Source organism: Streptomyces sp. NPDC000348 (assembly GCF_042898795.1).
Lineage (GTDB): Bacteria > Actinomycetota > Actinomycetes > Streptomycetales > Streptomycetaceae > Streptomyces.
The window spans coordinates 277,559-300,023 of the sequence record NZ_JBIAZD010000004.1 but is presented as its reverse complement, the minus strand read 5'-3'; the positions used below and the strand labels follow the sequence as shown (position 1 = coordinate 300,023).

Sequence of the window (22,465 nt, the reverse complement as noted above, 5' to 3'; positions counted from 1 at the left end):
GTCAACTTGTTTTCCGGACTCCCGTGTCACACGGTCGCGCAGGTGCGGCCGTTGAGCGTGAAGCCGGACGGCGGGTGGTTCGCGCCGCCGCGGGACGCGAGGAAGCCGAAGGCGAGTTTCCCGCCGGCGGCGACCGACTTGTTGTAGTCGGCGGCGGTGGCGGTGACCCGGGAGCCGTCCTGGTGCGGCGAGGCGTCCCACATCTGGGTGATCCGCTGGCCGTCGGGGAAGGCGAAACCGACGCGCCAGGAGTCGAGGGGGTCGCGTGTGGTGACGGTGACGGTGGCCTGGAAGCCGTCGGGCCACTGGTTGACCAGGTCGTAGTCGGCGTGGCAGGCGGCCGGTTCGCTGCGGGCGGTGGTCGCGGGCGCGGCGGTGGCGGAGGAGGTGCCCTGCGGTTCGGGGTCGGGGTCCTCCCGGTCCGGGGTGCGCCCGGCGGACGGCTCGACGGACGGGGACGGGGTGTCCGGGGAGGCCGTGGGCGCGGACGGCAGGGAGGGTCCGGGGTCGGCCACCGGCTGCCGGTCGGCGTCGGGGCGCGCGGTGCCCTCGTCGGCCGTGTCGCCGAACGGCATCAGGGAGACCGCGAGCGCGAGGAGGGAGACCAGGAGGGCGGCGACCAGCAGGCCGTGCCGGGCGACGCGCGCCCCGCCCGTGCCGTCCGCCGGGTCCCCGCCGTCCGTGTCGGCCCGGTCGGGGCGTCCGGCCCCGAGCCGTACCTCGGCGGCGCGGCGGCGGCGTTCCAGATAGGCGAGGCCGCCCCAGCCGATCACCCCGCCGGCCAGCGCGCCGGGCAGTCCTCCGCCGTGCAGCCGCAGACAGGCGGCGGCCTCGGCGCAGCGGTGGCAGGTGGCGAGGTGCCGGGAGAGGTCGTCGGGGGTGTCCGCGGCGGGCGACCGGGTGACGGCGTCGAGGAGCCGGGCGTAGCTGCGGCACTCGGCGGCCAGGGGCGAGTCGAGGTGGTTGCGGTGGGCGCGGTCCCGGAACAGGCGGCCGACCTGGGCGAGTTCGTCGGCCGCGGTGGCGGGGTCGAGGCCGAGCCGGCGGGCCACCAGGGGCAGCGGCAGGGCCTCCGCCTCGGCCAGCCAGAGCAGTTCGGCGTCCGCGGGCTGCAGATCGCGCAGGGCCCGCAGGGCGACCGGGCGTTCCAGCGGCGGACCGGTGTGGCGGGCGGCCTGGTCGGAGTGGAGCCACAGCCGCAGATCGGGGTCGAGCCTGTGTCCCCGCCCCGCCGCCTCCCAGGCGGCCGCGGTGCTGCGGACCGCCGTCAGCAGCAGGGGTATCCGGGGCAGCCGGGAGGGACGGCGGCCGTGTCCGCGGACGCTGCCCGACTCGGCCTCGCGCAGCTCGCGTATGCCCTGCGCGAAGGCCTCGCGGGCCAGTTCCGCCGCGGCGGCGGACCCGGCGGTGCACAGGTCGGCGTAGGAGAGCGCCGCGTCCCAGCACTCGGTGAACAGCGCCGCCTCGGTGGCGTCCTGGGGGCTCGGCAGGTCGGGCATGTGACTCCCGCATCACGAACGAGGTCAACTCGCCATAGGGGCATTGGAGTTGGGGAAACCTCGCGGCAGTGGCCGAGCTTTTCACGCCGCCGACACAACTGACAAGCGCTTCCCTCACTTTCCGTGGCGGCTTCGCGACCCCCCGCAGGGACGATGTGCGCGGAAGGCCGGAACGTCCTGGTTCCGGCCTTCCGTGTCCGGCGGGGTGCCGGGGCCCCGGCGTCTCAGACCGCCCCGGCGGACTCCTGCGCCGGGAGGCTGTCCATGAAGGAGCTGACCGAGAAGACCGCCTGGCCGGGTCCGGGCGGGCCGTAGCCGGGGGGCGAGGAGAGGCCGAAGTCCTCCATGGTCTGCCGGTACGCCTGGAGCAGCCGGATGTGGTACTCGAGCGGCGCGCCCTGCGGGTTGGCCTTGCCGAGCGGGGTGGTGGGCTCCGGGCACCAGGTGGTGAAGCGGGGCGTGATGCCGTGCGACATGAAGAAGCGCAGGCCCTCGGTGGTGGAGGCGATGGCCTCGTCGACCGTCTTGAAGCCGAAGGGCTCGGCCATCTCCACACCGGCCACGAAGTTGGGGATCACGTTGCGCGCGCCGAAGACCTCCGCCGAGTCGAGGATGCGCCGGTGCCACTCGTCGCGGCCGACGTAGCGCTCCTTGCCGGGGCAGTACATCTTGAACAGGTACTCGTCCCACACCTCGTAGTTGGGGTGGTAGATCTGCACGCCGTAGTCCTTGAAGCGCTGCACGTCGTCCCTGGGCAGCGCCTGGGCGACGACCTTGCCGATCCAGCGGCCGGGGAAGCGCTCCTCGATGGCCTTGGCGTAGTGGCCGTAGAAGTCGGCCTCGTCGCGCCCGGAGACCGTCCTGGTGATGGCGCCGCCGGTGAGGGTGTAGGCCGTGGACGCCTTCGCGGTGTCGTACCGGTCGATGATCTCGAGGGCCTCCAGGACCTCCTCGACGTCCTTCACCCCGGTGTAGGGCCGGCCGGCCGCCTTGTGCTGGCGCCAGTTGTGATTGATGTCGCAGTACTGGCACTCCTCCTTGGCGCCGAAGTACTGGCAGACCCGGAAGACGGTCAGGTAGATCAGGTAGCCCCACTGGATGGTGGGGGCGACCTCCATGACCGACTTCCCGTTGGACAGGGTGTGCCGGTAGTACTCGGGCATGGGCGGCACGCCGACGTCCGAGATCCGCCTGCCGTCGAGGTAGAGGCCGAGCACGCCGTGCTCGTCGGCGGCGACGCGGTAGGGGGAGGCCGGGTTCACGCGGACGGAGACGACCGTGCGGCGCAGGTCGTAGGGGCCGCCGGTGAGGATGATCTCCTCCGGCGGGCGGCGGAGCGCGGCCTCGCCCAGTTCGGGCAGGGTGCCGTGGTCGAAGGAGAAGATGAAGTACGACTTCGGCTTGACCTCGCCGCCCTCGTTGTCGCTGAGCGCGGACGGGTCGAAGGCCACACCGCCGCGCAGCAGGTCCTCCTTGAAGACGGCCTCGCGCGGCACGTGCGGGAACCGCTCCATCAGATCCTCGACCAGCGCGGTACGGCTGCCCATCCCGTTGTTCTCCTCCCGGTTCGGACGTACGACTCCTCACGGTATGCCCCCGCTCGGACGTCCGGGGTGCCGGGTCCCCCCACAGGGCGTGGGTCACTCCCGGGATAGGTTCCGGCCGGGGCCCCTTCCGGCCCCGCCGACCGGGAAGGACGAGGGATGACCGAGAGCGTGACCAACTGGGCGGGCAACATCACGTACACCGCCAAGGAGCTGCACCGCCCGCACGGCCTGGACGCGCTGCGCGCGCTGGTCGCCCGGAGCGCGCGGGTGCGGGCCCTGGGCAGCGGGCACTCCTTCAACGAGATCGCCGAGGCCGGTGAGGACGGCGTCCTGCTGTCCCTGGAGGCGCTGCCCCCGCAGGTGGACGTGGACACGGCGGCCCGGACGGTACGGGTGGGCGGCGGGGTGCGCTACGCCGAGCTGGCCCGGCGGGTCCACCGGCACGGGCTGGCGCTGGCGAACATGGCGTCGCTCCCGCACATCTCGGTGGCCGGCTCGGTCGCCACCGGCACCCACGGCTCCGGCGTCGGCAACGGCCCGCTCGCCTCGTCCGTGCGCGCGGTGGAACTGGTCACGGCGGACGGCTCGACGGTGACCGTGGCACGCGGCGACGAGCGGTTCGGCGGCGCGGTCACCTCGCTGGGCGCGCTCGGTGTCGTCACCGCGCTCACCCTGGACCTGGAGCCGGCCTTCGAGGTCGAGCAGTACGTGTTCACCGAGATGCCGCTGGAGGGGCTGGATTCCGCCACGTTCGAGAAGGTGATGTCGGCGGCGTACAGCGTGAGCCTGTTCACCGACTGGCGGGCGCCGGGCCTGAGGCAGGTGTGGGTGAAGCGGCGCACCGACCAGCCGCTGCCGGACTTCCCCTGGGCGACCGCGGCGACCGGGAAGATGCACCCGGTGCCGGGGATGCCGGCGGTGAACTGCACCGAGCAGTTCGGCGTGGCCGGACCCTGGCACGAGCGGCTGCCGCACTTCCGGGCGGAGTTCACCCCGAGCAGCGGGGCGGAGCTGCAGTCGGAGTACCTGATGCCGAGGGAGTCGGCCGTCGACGTGCTGCGCGCGCTGGACGGCGTCCGGGAGACGGTCGCCCCGGTGCTGCAGACCTGCGAGGTGCGGACCGTCGCCGCCGACGACCAGTGGCTCGGCCCTTCCCACGGCCGGGACACGGTGGCCGTCCACTTCACCTGGGTCGCGGACACGGCGGCGGTGCTGCCCGTGGTGCGGCGGGTGGAGGAGGCGCTGGCACCGTTCGGGGCGCGGCCGCACTGGGGGAAGGTGTTCACCATGCCGGCGGCCCGGCTGCGCGCCCGCTACCCGCGCCTGCACGACTTCCGGGCCCTGGCGCGTGCGGTGGACCCGGCGGGCAAGTTCGCCAACGCCTTCGTCCGGGACGTCCTGGGCGACTGAGGCGCGCCGGTCCGGCCCGGACTTCGTCAAACCCCTTTCCTAACCCCTTGGCGAAAGGTCCGCCTCCCCGTAGCCTTGCCGTGCGCCGGTGCCCGGCCGGCCCGGCGGGGAGGGGACAGCCGCAGGTGAAGCGCACATCGCGGGACATCCGCACGGCCAACCGCTACCAGGTGCTGCGCCGGCTCATCGCCGCGTCGCCCACCTCCCGGCAGGAGCTGGCGGCCGCCACGGGCCTCAGCCTCGCCACCGTCGCCACCCTGGTCGGGGAGCTGCTCGGCCTCGGCATGATCACCGAGGTCGGTTTCGAGGAATCGGCCGGCGGCCGTCCCCGGGGCCTGGTGGCCGTCGACGCGTCGGGGGGCGCGCTGATCGGCGTGGATCTCGCCGAGACCTACGTCCGGGTCGAGCTGTTCGACCTCGCGCTGAATATGCTGGCCCGCGCCGAGGAGGCCGTGCGCCCGGGGGAGAGCCGGCCCGAGCGGGTCGTGGGGCGGGTGGCCGCGGCGGTGGGTTCCGTGGTCGCCCGGGCCGGGGTGGAGGACGCGCGGGTGCTCGGGGTCGGGGTGAGCGTGCCGGGTCAGGTGGACCGGGACACCGGCGTCTGCGCGTACGCGCCGAACTGGGACTGGCACGACGTGCCGCTGCTCGGCCTGCTCGCGGAGCGCATCGCCCACCCCCTGTACCTGGACAACCCGTTGCGGGCCTGCGCGGTGGCCGAGCTGTGGTTCGGGGCGGCGCGCGGGCACGAGGACGCGGTGGTGGTGAACCTCGGGACCGGGGTGGGCGCCGGACTGGTGCTGGGCGGCGGGGTGCACCGGGGGGTGAGCGACAGCGCCGGCGAGTGGGGGCACACCACCCTCGTCCTGGACGGCCGCCCCTGCCACTGCGGCAACCGCGGCTGCGTGGAGACGTACACCGGCGCGCCCGGGATCATGCTGAACCTGCGGGAGCTGAGCCCGGACAGCCCGCTGCTGCGTCCCGGCGACCAGACGGCCACCGTCGACGCGCTGGCCCGGGGGGTGGGCGCGGGCGATCCCGTGGCGGTGAGGGTGCTCCAGCAGACCGCCCGCCACCTCGGTGCCGGGATCGCCGGTCTGATCAACCTCTTCAACCCGGAGGTGGTCGTGCTCAGCAGCTGGGTCGCGGCCGCGTTCGGCGAACCGCTGCTCGACGAGGTGCGGGCGGCCGTCGCCCGGCACGCGCTGCGCCGCCCGCTGGCCGCCGCCCGGATCGTCCTCTCCCCGATTCCGACCGATCCGGTGTGCCTGGGGGCGGCGACGTTCGCCCTGGAGGGCGCGTTGCGGCAGGCCGGGAAGCACACCGCCGGCGGTCGCCGGTGACCGCCGGCCGCGGTCACCCTCATCAGCCGAGCCAGGACCCGATCTAGGAGACCCATGTCATTGCGCACCCCGGAGACCGGCTATGTCGAGGACGTCTCCCCCGGCCGCGGGACCCTGCCCCCGCGCGCCTGGTACGCGTCCTCCGACGCGGCCTCCCTGTCCCTGAACGGCGGGTGGCGCCTGCGGGTGTCCGCCACCGCGGACGCCGAGGACGACTCCTTCGCCGCGCCCGGGTACGACGCCGGGGACTGGGCGGAGGTGACCGTGCCCGGCCACTGGGTGCTCCAGGGCCACGGCGCGCCGATCTACACCAACCACCTCTACCCCTTTCCCGTCGATCCGCCGCACGTCCCCACCGAGAACCCGACCGGTGACCATCTGCGCGTCTTCGACCTGCCCGGGGACTGGCCGGACGGGGGTGCGGCCGTGCTCCGCTTCGACGGGGTGGAGTCCTGCGCCCGGGTCTGGCTGAACGGCACGGAGATCGGGGAGTTCAAGGGATCGCGGCTGCCGCACGAGTTCGCGGTCGGGCACCTGCTGGAGCCGGCCGGGAACGTCCTCGCGGTCCGGGTCCACCAGTGGTCGGCGGGCTCGTACCTGGAGGACCAGGACCAGTGGTGGCTGCCCGGCATCTTCCGTGACGTGACGCTGCTGCACCGCCCGGCCGGCGGCGCGGGCGACTTCTTCGTGCACGCCTCCTACGACCACGTCACCGGCGCGGGCACCCTGCGCGTCGACTCCGACGTCGAGGGACGCCTGACGGTCGAGGAGCTGGGCATCGACGTGGCGACCGGCGAGCCGGTCACCCTCCCGGTCGAGCCGTGGACGGCCGAGACGCCCCGGCTGTACGCGGGGGCGCTGGTGACGGCGGGCGAGCGGGTGCCGCTGCGCATCGGCTTCCGCACCGTCGCCGTCGAGGACGGACTGCTCAAGGTGAACGGGACGCCCCTGCTGTTCAGGGGCGTCAACCGGCACGAGTGGCACCCGCGCCGGGGCCGCGCGCTGGACCTCGCCACCATGCGCGAGGACGTGCTGCTGATGAAGCGGCACAACGTCAACGCGGTCCGCACCTCCCACTATCCGCCGCACCCGGCCTTCCTCGACCTGTGCGACGAGTACGGGCTGTGGGTGATCGACGAGTGCGACCTGGAGACCCACGGCTTCGTCGAACAGGACTGGCGGGACAACCCCGTCGACGACGACCGCTGGACGCCGGCCCTGCTGGACCGGGCCGCGCGCATGGTCGAGCGGGACAAGAACCACCCGTCGGTCGTGATGTGGTCGCTCGGCAACGAGGCCGGCACCGGACGCGGACTGACCGCGATGGCCGACTGGATCCACCACCGGGACCCCTCCCGCCCGGTGCACTACGAGGGCGACCTCGGCTGCCGTGACACGGACGTGTACTCGCGGATGTACCCGTCGCACGAGGAGGTCGAGCGGATCGCGCGGGGCCTGGACGGCGGAACGCACCGCAGGCGGCGACTGCCGCTGGTCCTCTGCGAGTACGCGCACGCCATGGGCAACGGGCCCGGCGGACTGGCCGAGTACCAGCGGCTGTTCGAGACGCACGACCGGCTCCAGGGCGGCTTCGTCTGGGAGTGGATCGACCACGGCGTCGAGCATCCCGGGCTGGGCTACGCCTACGGCGGCGACTTCGGGGAGGAACTGCACGACGGCAACTTCGTCTGCGACGGACTGGTCTTCCCGGACCGCACGCCGTCACCGGGCCTGATCGAGTACAAGAAGGTGATCGAGCCGGTCCGGATCGAGGCGGGCGACACGGACGGCACCGTACGGGTGACCAACCGGTACGACTTCGCGGACCTGTCCCCCCTGGAGTTCGTCCTCTCCCACCAGGTGGACGGCCGGCCGGCGGGGACGCGTCCGCTCACCGTGCCGCCGCTCGCCCCCGGGGAGTCGGCGGAGGTCGGGCTGCCCGAGGCCCCGGACGGCGGGGGCGAGGAGGTGCAGTGGACGGTGCGGGCGGTGCTCGCCGAGGACACGCCGTGGGCCGGCCGGGGCCACGAAGTGGCCTGGGCGCAGCGGACGGTGGCCCGCCGCACCCCGTCACCGGCGGCGGCCGGCGTGCGGCCGTCCGTCGACGGTGACCGGATCACCCTGGGGCCGGCGGTCTTCGACGCCCGCACCGGCGCGGTGCGCACGCTCTCCGGTGTGCCGGTGCGCGATCTGCGCCTGGACGTGTGGCGGGCGACCACCGACAACGACGACGGGGCGGCCTGGGAGACGGGCACCCGGTACGGTCCGCTCTGGCGCGAGCTGGGCCTGCACCGCATGCGGCACCGGCTGGACGCGGTCGAGACCGACGGTGACGCGCTGACCGTACGGACCCGGGTGGCGCCCGCAGGCCGGGAGACGGGCCTGCGGACGGCGTACCGCTGGACGTCCGACGGCACACGGGTGCGGCTGACCGTCTCGGTCGTGCCGGAGGGCGAGTGGCGGGCGCCGCTGCCCCGGCTCGGCGTCCGCTTCGGGCTCGCGGGCACCCCCGGGGACGCCGTCTCCTGGTTCGGCGGCGGGAGCGAGTCGTACCCGGACACCAGGGCCGCGTCCAGGGACCTGCGGTGGGACGCGAGCGTCCGGGACCTCCAGACGCCCTACGTGCGCCCGCAGGAGAACGGCGCCCGTGCCGACGTGCGGTGGGCGGAGATCGGCGGTCTGCGGGTCGACGGCGACCCGGAGTTCTGGTTCACCGCCAGGCCCTGGACCACCGAACACCTGGACGCAGCCCGGCACCGCACCGACCTCGTCCCCGGCGACACGGTCTGGGTCCATCTCGACCACCGGCTGCACGGCATCGGCTCGCAGTCCTGCGGGCCGGGCCCGCTCCCCCGGTACCACCTGTGGCCCGAACCCGCGGAGTTCTCCTTCGTCTTCTCGGAGCCGCGCGGCTGACGGGGCTCAGTGGTCCGCGCAGCAGGGCGTGGGGTCCGGGACCTCGAACGGCACGAGGGTGCCGCCCCGGGCCGGGGTGGCGGCGAGGACGAGTTCGTCCCGCCGCCACTGCGGCCGCACGTGGTCACGGGTCACCATCCGCGTCCGGGGGTCGGGGGGCTCGGGCGTGCCCAGGACCGTCACGCGGGCGATCGCGGAGCCGGCCAGCAGCTCCCCGACGGTCATCGTGCCGGTGAGGGCGGAGACGCCCGGATAGAGCACCGCGCGTCCCACCTCGTCGGGCAGGCCCGGGGAGACGGCCCCGTACTCCGCGAGCCTCTCCCGGAGGGTGTCCGGGAGCGGCCGCGCGGGCAGGGCCAGGGACACGACGACGCGCGGACGGTCGCCGCGCACCAGGTGGGTGCAGCCGTACGCGTCCTCGGGGAGGGCGAGTCCGGCCGCCATCCGGTGCAGCAGGTGGTCGGCGTCGGGCAGGTCCCTGGTGCCCGCGTCCACGGTGAGGGCGTACGGCGTCACGACGGCAGGACCCACACCGGGTTGGAGTAGAACCACAAGTCGCGCCACGGGTCGGCGTCACCGACGACGTCGAGGGCGGGGCCCGCCGGGTCGACCCCGGCGCCCATCGCGCCGACGGCGGACCGGTTGCCGTCGGTGCCGCGCAGCCGGACGTACACCGGGCGGTCGACGCGGCCGAGGTCGAAGGTGACGCGGACGGTGCCGGCCGCCTTGCCGATCTCGTACGACCGGGCGACCTTGGCCGTGGGCGCGGTGAACGTGTCCTGGTCGGCGACCGGGCCGGTGACATCGCCCTGGATGACGTCGACGCGGGCGAGCCTCGGGGTGAACCCGGCCCAGTTGGGGCCGCCGGCGAGGGCGATGTCGGCGGTCAGCGTGACCTTGGTGCCCTTGCGCACGTGCAGGGCGCCGCCGAGGGTGGCCCACCGGCTGCCGCCCGAGACGCGGACGTCGAGGCCGCTGACGAGCTGACCGTGGTCGACCCAGATGCGGCCGGCGCGGATGCCGTCCATGACGGCGGCGTAGGAGAAGCCGTCGGCGCCGACGTGGGTGCGGCTGTACTGGCCGGGCCAGTAGTCGCCCTGGGTGATGTCGATCCGCCCGCCGTAGACGGGGTCGGGGTAGCGGCCGTCGGTGGCGAAGTCCCCGCCCGTGCCGCGGGCGGCGGTGTCGGCGTACACCTGGTGGGAGTCGGAGTTGGCGGTGATCCACCAGGGGCGGCCCTCGGCAAGGAGGCTGTCCCAGAGGCCGCCGACGGTGGCGGTCATCCAGTCGAAGCCGCCCCAGGTGCGGTAGCTCTCCGGCGGGTAGCCGGCGAAGGAGTTGGCGCCGGGGTTGTTGTCGTAGATGCCGCGGGCGCGGCCCATGCCGAGGGGCTGGGGCAGGCCGGCGGCCTGGTGGCCGGGGGCGCCCTCGAAGCCGACGGCGATCTGCGGGTCCGTGCCGGTGGCGTCCCGCCAGGCGCGGATCTCGTGCGGGGAGTCGACACCGCGCCGCGCCGGGTGGTTGGCGAGCATCAGGGCGTCCTTGACCTTGCGCCGCCTCACCTGGTCGGCGAGGAAGTTCAGACCGGCGACGGCGAGGGCCTCGTTGGCGGGGGTGGAGTCGGAGGCGCCCTTGACGCTGCCGTCGTAGTCGGTCTCGAACTGCTTGAGGACGGACACCTCGTTGCGCCCGGGGTGGACGAAGACGGTGCCGTGCTCGGCGGCCGGGATGTTCCACTCCAGGCCCTGGAAGACGAGGGTGTCCTCGTGGGCGGCCCGGGCCTCCTTGATGTCCGGGTTGACCTTGTCGACGCCGATCCTGGCGTGGGTGGTGCTGCCGTGGTCGGTGATGACCAGCCAGTCCATGCCGTGCCTGGCGCCCTGGCGGACCTGGTCGACGACGCGGTACTTGCCGTCGCTGCTGTACTGGGTGTGGATGTGGTGGTCACCGGCCAGCCACAGGAAACCCTTGCTCCTGCCGCGGCGGCTGTCGCCCGCCGCGTGCGCGGGCGTCGCGGCGCCGGAGCCCGCGGGGAGCACGGTGCCGGCCGCGAGACCCGCGCCCAGCAGCCCGGCCCGGCGCAGCAGCGCGCGGCGGGACTTCTGTTCGGGGTTCAGCGCCTCGTCGGGCACGGAGGTGTCGAAGGCGGCGGGCAGCGGAGCCGTCGTCCCGTGCCGGTGGTCGTGTCCGTGAGGGTGGTGATGGTGCCCGTGTGCGTGCCCGTGACCCATGAAAAGTGCCTCCTCGATGCCGCGGCGCGATCACGCCGCGTGTGGAGGATCAAGGCAGCGCATGAACGAGGAACGACGCGCGGATGAGCGGCGCATGCCCCCGACGCGGCGGCTCGCTCACGTCCGCTCGGTAAGCTGGCCGCCTTCCCCGCCCCCCGGGTTCCTTCGGAGGCATCCATCCCGCGCGCCGGACTCACCGCCGACCGTCTCGTCGCGGCCGCCGTCGACCTCGCCGACGAGGCGGGCTACGAGAACGTCACCCTGTCCGCGCTGGCCCGGCGTTTCGGCGTGAAGGACGCGAGCCTGTACGCGCATGTGCGCGGCCTGCGGGACCTGCGCACCCGGATGGCCCTGCTGGCCGGCGGGGAGATGATCGACCGGATCGCGGCGGCGGTCGCCGGCCGGACCGGCGAGGAGGCGCTGACCGCCTTCGCGAACGCCTACCGGGAGTACGCCCTGGCCCACCCGGGCCGTTACGCCGCCACCCGGCTCCCCCTGGACCGGGCCACGGTCACCGACTCCCCCGTCCTGCGCCGCACCGCCGAGATCACCTACGGCCTGCTCCGCGGGTACGGCCTGCGGGAACCCGGCCTCACCGACGCCGTGCGCCTGCTGCGCAGCACCTTCCACGGCTACTGCGCCCTGGAGTCCGCCGGCGCCTTCGGCGACCCCCGGGACGTCCGGGCGTCCTGGGACGCGGTGGTCGGGGCCCTGCACATCGCTCTGGTGAACTGGCCCGGCCGACAGGGGAGTTGACCTTCGGACGCGCGTGCCGGGTACCGTGCCGGGGTCAGCCGGAGGAGGCCGTGCCGTCGCTCCCACCGCGGTCCCGCCGGCTCAGCGACTGGATCTCCCGGTACGACGGTGCCGTGCCCTCCGGTCTCCGGCCCGCCCTGATGCCGGCCGCCGTCTCCACCGCCGCGCCCAGGGCCCGCCGGTAGAGCAGCGAGCCGAGGCTGATGCGGCGGACGCCGAGGTCGGCGAGGCGGGGGACGGAGGGGCCGGTGGGCGAGTAGAGGACGTTGAGGGGGACGCCGTCCAGGCCGCGCACCAGGGCGGCGATCTCCCGGGGATCGGTGAGGCCGGGCACGAACACGCCGTGGGCGCCCGCCCGGACGTAGGCGTCGAGCCGGCGGGTGGTGTCCTCGCCGTCGCCCAGCCAGTACGTGTCGGTGCGGGCGTTCACGAAGAGGCCGGGGACCGCCGACCGGACGGCGGCTATCTTCGCCGCATGCCGGTCGACGGGCCCGAGTCCGTCCTCCAGGTTGATGCCGGCGGCGCCCAGCGCGTACAACTCCTCTGCCAGTCGGGCCACTTCCTCGGGGTCGTCGCCGAAGCCGTTCTCCGCGTCCACGGAGAGCAGGAAGGGCCCCGGGCCGAGGGTGAGCGCGAGCCGCAGCGTCTCCTCGCGGGTGGCGGCGGCCCCGTCGGGCAGCCCGGCCGCCGCGGCGACGGCCAGGCTGGTGGTGCCGACGGCCCGGAAGCCGTGGGCGGCGAGGGCGAGGGCGGAGGCGTGGTCCCAGGCATTGGGGAGGAGCAGGGGTTCGTCCGCGTGGTGGAGGTCGGCGAAGGCGGTCACGACAGGTCTCCGACGGCGTCGGCGTAGTAGACGGACTCGTGGAGGTGGCGGGCGAGTTCGCGGAAGCTCCAGCCCTCGCCGGGCGAGTCGTCGAGCTGTTCGCCGGTGAGCGCGTCGAGGCGGTTGGCCCAGATGCGGGCGAGCCGGGTGAGGCGGCTGCGGGCCTCGTCGAGGTCCTGCGGGGTGAAGGGGGCGAGGTCGGCCTCGGTGGTGACGAGGGAGGCGTGCCAGTGGTCGGGCTGCGGTTCCTCGCCGGCGAGCCGGGCCTCCATCTCCGCGAGGTGGTCGACGAGGTGGTCGGCGACACGGCGGATCGCCTTGTGCGGGGTGTGGACGCGGCCGTCGGCGTGGACGGGTTCGCCGTCCCAGCGGGTCCAGGTGGCGGCCAGCGCGAGGACGTGGTCGACCATGCCGGTGACGGCCGTGGAGGGGGTGGCGGTCCGCGTGTTCTCGTTCATGGGGCAACGCTAGGAGCGGGACGCTTCGGTGCCGGCCGAACCGTCCGGGCGTGAGGGGCCTGGGGCGCCCCGGTTCCGGTCGGGGCGCCCCAGGGGTTCATCCCACCCTGACGGTGCCCTCCGGCACCAGACGCAGGCTCAGCATTTCCTCGCGGACCAGGTCCGCGTACACGGTGGCGCCGTGCACGGAGGTGTGCGTGTTGTCCCGTTTCTCGTTGTAGAGGTACAGCGCCTTGGAGCCCTCCGTGCCGAGGGACTCCACCAGTTCCTTGGTCCGCGCCGTGAGGTCGATCAGCGGGACCCCCCGGTCGGCGGCGACGGAGCGGATGACGGCCGGGTGGTCGACGCCGAGCCCGTTGACCAGCAGGGCGGTGCCGTTGTCCAGGGTGCCGTCGGCGTTGAACCAGCGCCGCACGACCGGGGTCACGAGGACCGGCTCGCCGCCCTGTTCCCGCACGCCCGCCACCAGGGCCTCCAGGTTGGCCCGGTAGGTCGCCCCGTCGGTGGTCTTGTCGTTGTGGGCGAGCTGGATCAGGACGAGGTCGCCGCGCCGGATCAGCGGCCGGACGGTGTCCCAGAGGAGCGGGTTCCCGAGATAGCTGACCGTGCTCTCCCCGGAATCGGCGTAGTTGGCCACGGAGAGCCCCTTGCGCAGGTACTGGGGCAGTTGCTGGCCCCAGCCGGAGTACGGGTCGCCGGGCTGGTCGCAGACCGTGGAGTCGCCGACCAGGAGGATCTGCCGGGCGTGCCGGGCCGGGGTGACCCGGATGCCGGCGAGTGCGGGCGCGGCCCCGCCGACGGTGAGGTCGAGCCCGGGGGTGCCCTCGGCGCCGAGGGGCTCGCCCTCGGGGGTGCGGACGTTCACGGTGAAGCTCCGGACGACGCGTTCCCCGGCCGGTGCGGCGGTCTCCGGGAGGAGGGCGCGCCGGGTCTCGCCGCCGATGGCGGTGCTGGACGCCCGGTCACCGCCGAGGGTGACCCGCACGTCGTAGGTGCCGGGCGGCAGGTCGAAGTGGCAGGCGGTGGCCGTGCAGTTCTCGATGCCGGGGGCGGGCGGGCGTCCCTCGTGCCGCTGTGCCTGGGCGGGTGCGGCCGACAGGCCGATGCCCAGTGCCACGGCCGTCGTCACGGCGGCCCGGCCGAGTGTGCGGCCCCGTCTCATGTTCCGCGTGTCCACTGCTGGTTGGTCCCTCCGTTGCAGGTGTACGTGATGAGCGCGGCGGAGTTGGCGGTGGACGCGCCGTTCACGTCCAGGCACTCGCCGGTGGCGCGGGACATGACGTTGGCGTAGGAGCCCGTGGTGGTGACGGACCACTGCTGGCCGGTCGCGGAGGCGTCGCAGTCCTCCTGCGTGACGGTGGTCGCGTTCTCCTGCACGCACAGGCCGCTGTTGCGCACCACCAGCTGGTGGTGGCCGCCGCCGACGGACTTGAACCAGTACGTCTGGTTGCCGCCGCCGTTGCAGTCGTACTGCTTGATCTGCGCGCCCTGCCACAGCGACTGACCGGTCACGTCGGCGCACTTTCCGCTGTGCCGGGCGATCAGCGTGTGGTAGGTGGCGGTGGTGCCGGTGACCGTTCCGGCGGCCGTGTCGACGGTGACCTCGGGCGACCAGGACATCGACATCGACGTGGACGACGGGAAGGTCAGCGGCAGCCACACGTACCGGGAGTCGTTGACGGTCCCGCCGAAGGAGTTGCCCCAGCGGTCGCCCAGGTAGAGGTACGAGGTGCCCGAGGTGCCCTGCACCGGCAGGACGTACGCGGTCTGCGATCCGTAGGCGGTCGGGTCGCCGACGTCGCGCATCGCCGACCAGGGGCCCGAGAGGCTGGTGGCGGTGGCGTACTTCTGCTGGTTGGGGCTCCAGCCGGTGGCGCCCGAGGTCAGCATGAAGTAGACGCCGTTCCGCTTGAACAGGGCCGGCGCCTCGCGGTGGCCGCCGGGCCAGGGGTTGGCGACCAGGCTCGCGATGCCGGTGTGGTCGGCGGTGAGCCGGTAGATGTGCAGGTCGTAGTTCTCCCGGGCGGCGGAGACCATGTAGCCGGTGCCGTCGGTGTCCGTGAAGACGGTGATGTCGCGGGACATGTGCTGTCCGAGCGGCCGGAAGCTGCCCTGCCAGGTGTAGTCGCCGTCCACGGTGTCGGAGACGGCGACGGCGGCACGGGCCTCGCTGTAGTCGCTGCCGTTCTCCTTGTGCATCCACATCACGAACCGGCCGGTGGACGCGTTGTACATGACCTTGGGCCGCTCGATGTTGGCGGTGGCGAGTTCGGGGTGGCTGTCCTCGGTGAGGACGTGGCCCCGGAACTCCCAGTTCTTCAGGTCGGTGGAGCGGTAGGCGTCGACGGAGCGGAAGGTGTTGTCGGCGTTGCGGTGCTCGCCGAACCAGTAGTAGTACGCGCCGGCCTTGAGGACGCCGCCGCCGTGGGCGTGGACGGGACCGCCCGAAAGATCCTTGAACTGCGTTCCGTTGACGATCGTCCGCGGGGCGGCCTGCGCGGGCCCGGCGGTGGCCAGGGCGCCGGCGAGCGCGAGGCAGAGGGCGAGCAGTACGGCGTGCGCACGTCTCATGTCACGCCCCCTCCCCCGCTGTCGCGGTGTCGGCCACGGGGACGCCGAAGTCGGGGGTGCCGTCCGGCTTCCAGCCGAGCTTCTGGACGCGGGTGTGCCGGTTGGGGTCGTGCAGCGGGTCGCCGGTGATCTCCTTGTACGGGCGGGCGTGGTAGACGAGGACGTCGGTACGGCCGTCCTCGGCGACGGTGAAGCAGTTGTGGCCGGGCCCGTACTGCCCGGTCGTGTCGTTGCCGGTGAAGACGGGGACGGGTGACTTGGCCCAGCTCGCCGGGTCCATGAGGTCGCTGTCCTCGTCGGCGGTCAGCAGCCCCACGCAGTAGTGGTGGTCGGTGGCGCTGGCCGAGTAGGTCATGAACAGCCGGCCGTTGCGGTGCAGCACGTACGGCCCCTCGTTGACCGCGAAGCCGATGCGCTCCCAGTCGTACTCGGGCGTGGAGAGCCGCACCTGGGGACCCGTCAGGGTCCAGGGGTTGGCCATCTCGGAGAGCCAGACGGCGGTGTTGTTGTCCATGCCGGGTTCGTGCTGGGCCCAGGCGAGGTAGCGGGTGCCGCGGTGGGCGAAGGTGGTGGCGTCCAGGGAGAAGGTCTCCCACGCGGTCTTGACCCGGCCCTTCTCGACCCAGGTGCCCTTGAAGGGGTCGGGGTGGGCGTTCTCCAGCACCCAGATGCGGATCGCCCACACGTCCTCGGCGGGCGCGGCGGCGAAGTAGACGTACCACTTGCCGGCGACGCGGTGCATCTCCGGCGCCCAGATGTGGGCGCCCATGTCGCCGGTGGGGTGCGCCCGCCAGATCACGGACTCGGCGGCGTTGGACAGGCCGTTCAGCGTGCGGGAGCGGCGCAGGACGATCCGGTCGTACTCGGGGGCGGTGGCGGTGAAGTAGTAGAAGCCGTCGGTGTGCCGGGTGATGTGCGGATCGGCGCGGTTGAGGACGAGCGGGTTCACGTACGGGGCGGCCTTCGGGGATGCGGCGCGGGCGGTGACGGGGGTGGCGGCGGCCAGGGCGCCCGCGGCGAGGGCGCCCTTCAGCAGGAGTCTGCGGGCGGGGGGCGGGGGCAGGTCGGCGGCGCGGCTCATGCGGTCTGCCTCTCGTGGGGGAGGACCATGCCGTTCACGATGTCGAACGACATCTGACATGACGAACGCCGACAAGGTAAGGGTGTGTCACGGGGAGGTCAACGGGTCCGACGCGACGCGGAGGGACCGGTCCTCACGCGGCGGGTGCGAAGGGGTGCATCTCGTCGCCCTCGGGCTGCACCACGCCGTAGGTGCCCTCGGGGACCGCGTTCCAGGCGCCGGGCAGGTCGCCCAGGGGTTCGGAGACGATGAGGCGGGCGTCGTCGGAGATCTCGCGCAGGAAGGTCACGTCGGGGTGGAGGGAGCGCAGCGTGTCCACGCGGGTGCTGTAGAAGAGCGAGCGCGAGTCCTTCTGGCTGGAGTAGCGGAACGCCCACAGGCGCGCGCCGTCGGTGACCGAGACCGTCATCTGCAGCGGGAACTCCACGCCGTGCTCGTGGCCGACGCGCTCCACCAGGCCGGCCATCCGGGCGACGGCGGCGGGCGGGTCCTCCTCCAGGCCGAGGCTCAGCGCGAGGTAGAACATCAACTCCGAGTCCGTGGAGCCCTCGACGTACGGGAAGAGCGACGGCTCGAGGGACAGCGCGAGGTCGCGCCGGACGCGGTGGAACTCGGCGATCGCCCCGTTGTGCATCCACATCCAGCGGCCGTGCCGGAACGGATGGCAGTTGGTCTGCTGCACCGCCGTGCCGGTCGAGGCCCGGATGTGGGCGAAGAAGAGCGGCGAGACGACGTGCTCGGCGATCTCCCGCAGGTTGCGGTCGCTCCACGCCGGGCCGATGTCCCGGATGACGGCGGGGCTGTCCTTGGCCGGCGCGTACCAGCCCACGCCGAACCCGTCACCGTTGGTCGTCTCGACGCCCATCTTGGAGTGCAGGCTCTGGTCGATCAGTGAGTGGACCGGTTTGTAGAGGATGCTGTCGAGCAGGATGGGAGTGCCCGAATAGGCGAGCCAACGGCACATGTCCACCGCCTTCCCGGTCGCGACCGCGACCGTCGTATCACGGACCGTCCTCCCGCCGTCCCCGCGCGAGCCTCGTCACCCGCGGCCAGTCGGGTGCCCCGCTCCCCCGCCGGGTACGCACCGCGCCGCGCGGAACGCGTACGCGCAGCGCCCCGGGGGCGGTCCGGCACACCACGGGGGCCGGCAGCAGCACGTGTTCGCCGTCCACCCCGGCCGGAACGGCCGGGGTGTCCGCCTCCACGACGACCTCCCCGGCGGTGAGCCGCAGCAGACCGGCCGCGCGGGGACCGCGCGCCATCCCCGCGGCCCGCACCGCGCTCTCCACCCGTACGCCCAGTACCCCCAGCCGTCCGGAGTCCAGCCGCTCCCTGCGCCCCGGCCGGGACGCGTCGACCGCCCGCGGGTACGGGTTGTTGCTGACCAGCAGGGCCTGCAGCCCGTCCGCGCGGGCCCCGTCGGCCCGCATCCGCAGCCGGGGCGCCCCGGGACCGGAGAGCAGCCCCGGCATCATCCGGAGCGTGGTCTGCCACTTCTCCTCCCGGTACGCGGGCTCGCCCACGACCGCCGCGTAGGTGCCGAAGGAGGCGTTGTTGACGAACACCCGGTCGCCGGCGAATCCGAGGTCGACGCGGAGTTCGACGCCGTCCGTCAGGGCGTCGAGGGCCTTCGCCGGATCGTCGCGGTCGAGCCCGAGGTCGAGCGCGAAGTGGTTGCGGGTGCCGGCCGGGATCACCATGAACGGCACGTCGTGCCGGGCGGCCACCTCCGCCACCAGGGCCTGGGTGCCGTCCCCGCCGGCCACCGCCAGCAGGTCGGCTCCGTCGCGCACGGCGTCCTCGGCCAGTGCGGCCACGTCCTGGTGCCCGGCGCCGAGCAGCACCACCCGCACGCCCGCCGCGCGTGCCCGGTCCGCCAGCCGGAAGCGGTCGACCTTGCCGCCGCCCGAGCGCGGGTTCATCACCGCCCAGGGACGGCCGGGCGGCGGGGCGGGCACCGGCTCGGCGGATCCGGGGGCCACCGCCGTCCGCGCCGTGCCCGCGGCCAGCGCCCACAGCGCCAGGGACGCCGCGGCCGGCCCCAGCATCCCGCCCGCGGCGTACAGCGCCAGCACCGTCAGCGGGGCCGCCGCGCAGAGCACCGCGCCGGCGACCCGCACCGCTCCGGAGTGCGCGAGCGTCCACCACAGCCCCACGGCCGCCAGGGCCAGTCCGGCGAGGCCGAGCAGCGCCCAGAGCACGCTGCGCAGACCGGCGGCCACGAGCGGGACCAGCACGGCGGCCACGAGGGCCAGGAGTGCCAGTCGCGCCCGGGCCACGTCCTGCCGGACACCGGTCCGCGCCACGGTGCCGCGGCTCAGCGCTCGGCGCGGGTGCCTGAACGCGGTGTGCACAGCGCCCAGATGATGAACCCCGAGAAGGCGATCATCACGACGGACCAGACCGGGTAGTACGGCAGGGACAGGAAGTTGGCGATGATGAGGAGCCCGGCGATCGTCACGCCGGCGACGCGGGCCCACAGGGCCCCCCGGGGCAGACCGAGGCTGACGAGCACCGCGAGGATGCCGAGCGCCAGGTGGGTCCAGCCCCACGCGGTGAGGTCGAACTTGAAGACGTAGTTCTGCGTCGTGACGAAGACGTCGTCCTCGGCGATGCCCATGATGCCCCGGAGGATGTCGAGCACCCCCACGATCATGAGCGTGACGGCGGCGAAGACCGTCAGGCCTCCCGCCCACTGCCGCTTCGCCGACGGCGCGTGCGCGCCGTGCGTCGGGTGTGTCGCTGCCATGAGGATGCCTCGATTCGGTGTCGTGCGGTCAGCGCCCTGCGGACGAGGCGAACGGACCCGTGTGCTGCGCCGGGCCGTGGCCGCTCAGGACCAGTTCCTTCGCCCTGCGGAACTCGTCGTCCGAGATGTCGCCGCGGGCCTTGATCTCGGACAGCCGGGCGAGTTCGTCGACGCTGCTGGCGCGGCCGTCGGCGCCCCTGGCGGTCTCGCGGACGTAGCTGTCGAACGCCTCCTGCTGCGCGCGCGCCTGTGCGATCTCACGGCGCCCCATGTTCTTGCCGCGGGCGATCACGTAGACGAAGACGCCCAGGAAGGGCAGGACGATCGTGAACACCAGCCAGCCCGCCTTGGCCCAGCCGCTCAGGTCGTCGTCGCGGAAGATGTCCATGACGACCCGGAAGAGCAGGACGAACCACATGACCCACAGGAAGAAGACCAGCAGGGTCCAGAAGGCGCTCAGCAGCGGATAGTCGTACGCGAGGTACGTCGCACCACTCATCTCACTCCTCCGTTCCGGGCCCCCCGTGCCCGAATGCCGTTGTGTGCCGACTTCAGCGTGTACGCGACGAGGGACCGCCGCCTCACCCGGGGCGGGTGAAGTGCCGCCCCGGGCCGGGCGTCTCAGCCGGTCCCCGCGGGGCGGCGGGACGGCCCCGCGGCGCCCGGCCCGCGCTGCGCGGCCCGCCGGGCCAGGGCGACGGCCGCCTCGACCAGTCCGAGGAGGACGAGCCACAGGCCGAGGAGCCGGGTCAGCGCGCGGGCCGACTCCGCGGGCAGGGCCAGGACGACGATCCCCGCGACGACGGCGAGCAGCGCCGCGCCGAGGACGGCACCGCGGTGCGGCAGGTCCCGCGAGGCGACGGCCGTGAAGAGGGTGAGCATCCCCGACACCAGCCAGAGCGCTCCGACGATCAGGGAGAGGGCGGCGACGGTCTGCAGCGGGTCGCGCAGGCAGAGCACTCCGGCCAGGACGTACAGCACCGCCGACAGGAGTTCGGGCAGCCGTGCCCCCTGCTCCTCCCGGCCGAGGAGACCGACGAACCGGAACGCCCCGGTCACCAGCAGGTACAGGCCGATGAGCACCGCGAGGACGTGCAGCGTGGTGTCCGGCCACACCAGCACGACGACGCCCGGCACGAGGGTGGCGGCCGCGGAGGCGAGGATCCACTGCCAGGAGCGCCCGGGCGTCCCCGGGAACCCGGCGAGGCCGTCCGGCAGGCCCGGGGCCGCGCCGTCGTGCGGGTGCGTCCGTCCGGGGCCGGGTGCCGGACCGGGTGTCGTGCTCATGGCTCCTCCTCCCGCGCGGCGCGCCCGTGCCGCGGCGCGGGCGCGGGCGCGGGACCAGCCTTCCGCCCGGCCGCCGTCGCCGGGTCACCCGCGACGGGTGATCCGGCCGGGGCGCGGGCGCGGTGGGATGACGGCGAGCAGTCGTCGTTCGCGGTGCAGGCGGGAGACAGCGATGGCCGTACCGAGCGCGTTCGGAGCCGCCCTCTCCCCGGCCGAGCGGGCCGCGCACGGCAAGGAGGCGCGCGGCCGTGCGCCACGCTCGTCCCACGGGCGGTTCGAGGCGGCCCCGGACCGGCCGGACCCCGTCGGCGTGATCGAGCGGCAGTCGGCGACCCGGCTGCCCGAGCTGGTGCCGGTCCGCCACGGCCGCATGCTCGAGTCCCCCTTCCGGTTCTACCGGGGCGCGGCGGCGCTCATGGCGGCGGACCTCGGGCCGCTCCCGGACACCGGCCTGACCGTGCAGCTCTGCGGTGACGCCCACCTGCTGAACTTCCGTCTGCTGGCCTCCCCGGAGCGCCGTCTGGTGTTCGACGTCAACGACTTCGACGAGACGCACGCCGGTCCCTTCGAGTGGGACGTCAAGCGGCTGGCGGCGAGCTTCGCCCTGGCCGGCCGGGCAGGCGGCTTCACGGTGGCGGAGCAGGACGGCGCGGTGCGCGCCTGCGTGGAGGCGTACCGGCGGCGCATGCGGGAGTTCGCCGGGATGCGCACCCTCGACGTCTGGTACGCGCAGGACGACGCCGACCGGCTGCGGGAGCTGATGGCCTCGTCGATGGACCGCGCGGCCCGGCGCCGCACCGCCGGGGCGACGAAGCGCGCCCGGACCCGCACGCACCTCCAGGCCTTCGCGGCGCTCACGCGGGCCACGGCCCGGGGACGGCGCATCGCCCCGGACCCGCCGCTGGTCACGCCGCTGGCCGACCTGGTGGACGATCCCTCGGCCGAGGAGAAGGCCCTGTACGAGGTCCTGGACGGGTACGCGCGCTCGCTGTCGTCGGAGCGCCGGCATCTGCTGGGGCGCTACCACCTGGTCGACGTGGCCCGGAAGGTGGTGGGCGTCGGCAGTGTCGGCACCCGCTGCTGGATCGTGCTCCTGCTCGGCCGGGACGACGACGATCCCCTGCTGCTGCAGGCCAAGGAGGCGCAGGAGTCGGTGCTCGCCCCGTACGCGGAGGGCGAGCGGTACGACAACCAGGGCCGCCGGGTGGTGGCGGGGCAGCGGCTGATCCAGACGACCAGCGACATCCTGCTCGGCTGGACGCACGCCGTGGGCCTCGACGGACGCCCCCGGGACTTCTACGTACGGCAGCTGCGCGACTGGAAGGGCATCGCCCGGCCGGAGACCATGGACCCGGGGCTGCTGCGGCTGTTCGCCCGGCTGTGCGGGGCGAGCCTCGCCCGCGCCCACGCCCGTTCCGGCGATCCGGTCGCCATCGCCGCCTACCTGGGGCGCGGCGACCGCTTCGACCGGGCACTCGCCGGATTCGCGCAGGACTACGCCGACCGCACCGAGCGGGACTTCGAGGCACTGGGCGAGGCCGTGCGGTCCGGCAGGGTGCGCGCCGAGGGGCCGTGACCCGCCCGCCAGGGGCGCTACTCCGGCACCTGGCGCATCTCCAGGACGCGCAGGCCCAGGGACTGGCAGCGGGCCAGCAGCCCGTACAGGTGCGCCTCGTCGACGACGTGCCCGAACAGCAGGGTCTGGCCGGACATCGTCACGTGGTCGAGTTCCGGAAAAACCTTGACCAGCGGTTCCGAGAGATGCCCGTCCACACGGATCTCGTAGCGCATGAGCCG

At 73.8% G+C, this 22,465-nt stretch carries 20 protein-coding genes; 5 read left to right on the top strand and 15 right to left on the bottom strand.

The genetic code is table 11. From position 1 onward, the window contains the following. Nucleotides 1–26: 26 nt before the first annotated feature. Together ACFY3N_RS10945 and ACFY3N_RS10940 are read right to left on the bottom strand one after the other, a co-directional pair. Nucleotides 27–1,499, bottom strand: a complete 1,473-nt coding sequence (locus ACFY3N_RS10945; protein WP_390816303.1) for a cellulose binding domain-containing protein — start codon at nt 1,497–1,499, stop codon at nt 27–29. A 224-nt stretch (nt 1,500–1,723) separates the two neighbouring features. Next, a complete protein-coding gene (locus ACFY3N_RS10940; RefSeq protein ID WP_390816302.1) occupies nt 1,724–3,046 on the bottom strand; it encodes a radical SAM protein in 1,323 nt (440 codons plus the stop codon). Between the two features lie 156 nt (nt 3,047–3,202). On the opposite strand from ACFY3N_RS10940, the gene ACFY3N_RS10935 reads away from it, so the two are divergent. From ACFY3N_RS10935 to ACFY3N_RS10925, 3 genes are all read left to right on the top strand, one after another. After that, nucleotides 3,203–4,456 carry a D-arabinono-1,4-lactone oxidase gene (locus ACFY3N_RS10935; RefSeq protein WP_390816301.1) on the top strand — a complete coding sequence of 418 codons (1,254 nt, stop codon included), beginning with the start codon at nt 3,203–3,205 and terminating at the stop codon, nt 4,454–4,456. Nucleotides 4,457–4,581: 125 nt separating this feature from the next. Continuing rightward, entirely contained in the window at nt 4,582–5,796 is a 1,215-nt protein-coding gene (locus ACFY3N_RS10930; protein ID WP_390816300.1) for an ROK family transcriptional regulator, read from the top strand. Nucleotides 5,797–5,850: 54 nt separating this feature from the next. Next, nucleotides 5,851–8,712 carry a glycoside hydrolase family 2 TIM barrel-domain containing protein gene (locus ACFY3N_RS10925; protein ID WP_390816299.1) on the top strand — a complete coding sequence of 954 codons (2,862 nt, stop codon included), beginning with the start codon at nt 5,851–5,853 and terminating at the stop codon, nt 8,710–8,712. 6 nt (nt 8,713–8,718) lie between these two features. On the opposite strand, the gene ACFY3N_RS10920 is transcribed toward ACFY3N_RS10925, so the two are convergent. Beyond that, nucleotides 8,719–9,228 (bottom strand): hypothetical protein, encoded by a 510-nt coding sequence (locus ACFY3N_RS10920; protein ID WP_390816298.1) that lies wholly within the window; start codon nt 9,226–9,228, stop codon nt 8,719–8,721. Next, the gene (locus ACFY3N_RS10915) at nt 9,225–10,943 is read right to left on the bottom strand and encodes a PHP domain-containing protein (RefSeq protein WP_390816297.1); all 1,719 of its coding nucleotides are present in this window, start codon (nt 10,941–10,943) and stop codon (nt 9,225–9,227) included. Before ACFY3N_RS10915 ends, ACFY3N_RS10920 begins: the two co-directional genes overlap by 4 nt. 177 nt (nt 10,944–11,120) lie before the next feature. On the opposite strand from ACFY3N_RS10915, the gene ACFY3N_RS10910 reads away from it, so the two are divergent. After that, nucleotides 11,121–11,699: a TetR/AcrR family transcriptional regulator gene (locus ACFY3N_RS10910; RefSeq protein ID WP_390816466.1), complete on the top strand. Its 579-nt coding sequence runs from the start codon at nt 11,121–11,123 to the stop codon at nt 11,697–11,699. 34 nt (nt 11,700–11,733) lie between these two features. Here the strand turns inward: ACFY3N_RS10910 and ACFY3N_RS10905 are convergent, their stop codons facing one another. The 10 genes from ACFY3N_RS10905 to ACFY3N_RS10860 all read right to left on the bottom strand — a co-directional run bounded on the left by ACFY3N_RS10905 (nt 11,734) and on the right by ACFY3N_RS10860 (nt 20,668). Beyond that, nucleotides 11,734–12,522, bottom strand: a complete 789-nt coding sequence (locus ACFY3N_RS10905; RefSeq protein ID WP_390816296.1) for an isocitrate lyase/phosphoenolpyruvate mutase family protein — start codon at nt 12,520–12,522, stop codon at nt 11,734–11,736. Then, nucleotides 12,519–12,980 carry a hypothetical protein gene (locus ACFY3N_RS10900; RefSeq protein ID WP_390816295.1) on the bottom strand — a complete coding sequence of 154 codons (462 nt, stop codon included), beginning with the start codon at nt 12,978–12,980 and terminating at the stop codon, nt 12,519–12,521. Before ACFY3N_RS10900 ends, ACFY3N_RS10905 begins: the two co-directional genes overlap by 4 nt. Nucleotides 12,981–13,077: 97 nt before the next feature. Next, nucleotides 13,078–14,142 (bottom strand): rhamnogalacturonan acetylesterase, encoded by a 1,065-nt coding sequence (locus tag ACFY3N_RS10895; protein ID WP_390816294.1) that lies wholly within the window; start codon nt 14,140–14,142, stop codon nt 13,078–13,080. Further along, nucleotides 14,139–15,551: an RICIN domain-containing protein gene (locus tag ACFY3N_RS10890; RefSeq protein ID WP_390816293.1), complete on the bottom strand. Its 1,413-nt coding sequence runs from the start codon at nt 15,549–15,551 to the stop codon at nt 14,139–14,141. Before ACFY3N_RS10890 ends, ACFY3N_RS10895 begins: the two co-directional genes overlap by 4 nt. Before the next feature lies 1 nt (nt 15,552). Further along, entirely contained in the window at nt 15,553–16,632 is a 1,080-nt protein-coding gene (locus ACFY3N_RS10885; RefSeq protein ID WP_390816292.1) for a family 43 glycosylhydrolase, read from the bottom strand. A gap of 133 nt (nt 16,633–16,765) precedes the next feature. Further along, nucleotides 16,766–17,596 carry a class II glutamine amidotransferase gene (locus tag ACFY3N_RS10880; protein ID WP_390816291.1) on the bottom strand — a complete coding sequence of 277 codons (831 nt, stop codon included), beginning with the start codon at nt 17,594–17,596 and terminating at the stop codon, nt 16,766–16,768. A gap of 37 nt (nt 17,597–17,633) precedes the next feature. After that, a complete protein-coding gene (locus ACFY3N_RS10875) occupies nt 17,634–18,938 on the bottom strand; it encodes a diacylglycerol/lipid kinase family protein (protein WP_390816290.1) in 1,305 nt (434 codons plus the stop codon). A gap of 11 nt (nt 18,939–18,949) precedes the next feature. After that, the gene (locus tag ACFY3N_RS10870) at nt 18,950–19,381 is read right to left on the bottom strand and encodes a hypothetical protein (RefSeq protein WP_390816289.1); all 432 of its coding nucleotides are present in this window, start codon (nt 19,379–19,381) and stop codon (nt 18,950–18,952) included. Between the two features lie 28 nt (nt 19,382–19,409). Continuing rightward, entirely contained in the window at nt 19,410–19,880 is a 471-nt protein-coding gene (locus tag ACFY3N_RS10865; protein ID WP_390816288.1) for an SHOCT domain-containing protein, read from the bottom strand. Between the two features lie 122 nt (nt 19,881–20,002). Next, nucleotides 20,003–20,668 carry an HdeD family acid-resistance protein gene (locus ACFY3N_RS10860; protein ID WP_390816287.1) on the bottom strand — a complete coding sequence of 222 codons (666 nt, stop codon included), beginning with the start codon at nt 20,666–20,668 and terminating at the stop codon, nt 20,003–20,005. Nucleotides 20,669–20,840: 172 nt separating this feature from the next. On the opposite strand from ACFY3N_RS10860, the gene ACFY3N_RS10855 reads away from it, so the two are divergent. Further along, nucleotides 20,841–22,244 carry a DUF2252 domain-containing protein gene (locus ACFY3N_RS10855; RefSeq protein WP_390816286.1) on the top strand — a complete coding sequence of 468 codons (1,404 nt, stop codon included), beginning with the start codon at nt 20,841–20,843 and terminating at the stop codon, nt 22,242–22,244. Between the two features lie 17 nt (nt 22,245–22,261). Here ACFY3N_RS10855 and ACFY3N_RS10850 read toward each other — a convergent pair whose 3' ends face one another. After that, a complete protein-coding gene (locus tag ACFY3N_RS10850; protein ID WP_390816285.1) occupies nt 22,262–22,459 on the bottom strand; it encodes a hypothetical protein in 198 nt (65 codons plus the stop codon). Nucleotides 22,460–22,465: the final 6 nt, after the last annotated feature.

Coding starts and splice junctions, on each gene's coding strand:
- ACFY3N_RS10945 (WP_390816303.1), bottom strand. CDS start 1,499: ATGCCCGACCTGCCGAGCCCCCAGGACGCCACCGAGGCGGCGCTGTTC.
- ACFY3N_RS10940 (WP_390816302.1), bottom strand. CDS start 3,046: ATGGGCAGCCGTACCGCGCTGGTCGAGGATCTGATGGAGCGGTTCCCG.
- ACFY3N_RS10935 (WP_390816301.1), top strand. CDS start 3,203: ATGACCGAGAGCGTGACCAACTGGGCGGGCAACATCACGTACACCGCC.
- ACFY3N_RS10925 (WP_390816299.1), top strand. CDS start 5,851: ATGTCATTGCGCACCCCGGAGACCGGCTATGTCGAGGACGTCTCCCCC.
- ACFY3N_RS10915 (WP_390816297.1), bottom strand. CDS start 10,943: ATGGGTCACGGGCACGCACACGGGCACCATCACCACCCTCACGGACAC.
- ACFY3N_RS10900 (WP_390816295.1), bottom strand. CDS start 12,980: ATGAACGAGAACACGCGGACCGCCACCCCCTCCACGGCCGTCACCGGC.
- ACFY3N_RS10895 (WP_390816294.1), bottom strand. CDS start 14,142: ATGAGACGGGGCCGCACACTCGGCCGGGCCGCCGTGACGACGGCCGTG.
- ACFY3N_RS10890 (WP_390816293.1), bottom strand. CDS start 15,551: ATGAGACGTGCGCACGCCGTACTGCTCGCCCTCTGCCTCGCGCTCGCC.
- ACFY3N_RS10885 (WP_390816292.1), bottom strand. CDS start 16,632: ATGAGCCGCGCCGCCGACCTGCCCCCGCCCCCCGCCCGCAGACTCCTG.
- ACFY3N_RS10880 (WP_390816291.1), bottom strand. CDS start 17,596: ATGTGCCGTTGGCTCGCCTATTCGGGCACTCCCATCCTGCTCGACAGC.
- ACFY3N_RS10870 (WP_390816289.1), bottom strand. CDS start 19,381: ATGGCAGCGACACACCCGACGCACGGCGCGCACGCGCCGTCGGCGAAG.
- ACFY3N_RS10865 (WP_390816288.1), bottom strand. CDS start 19,880: ATGAGTGGTGCGACGTACCTCGCGTACGACTATCCGCTGCTGAGCGCC.
- ACFY3N_RS10860 (WP_390816287.1), bottom strand. CDS start 20,668: ATGAGCACGACACCCGGTCCGGCACCCGGCCCCGGACGGACGCACCCG.
- ACFY3N_RS10855 (WP_390816286.1), top strand. CDS start 20,841: ATGGCCGTACCGAGCGCGTTCGGAGCCGCCCTCTCCCCGGCCGAGCGG.
- ACFY3N_RS10850 (WP_390816285.1), bottom strand. CDS start 22,459: ATGCGCTACGAGATCCGTGTGGACGGGCATCTCTCGGAACCGCTGGTC.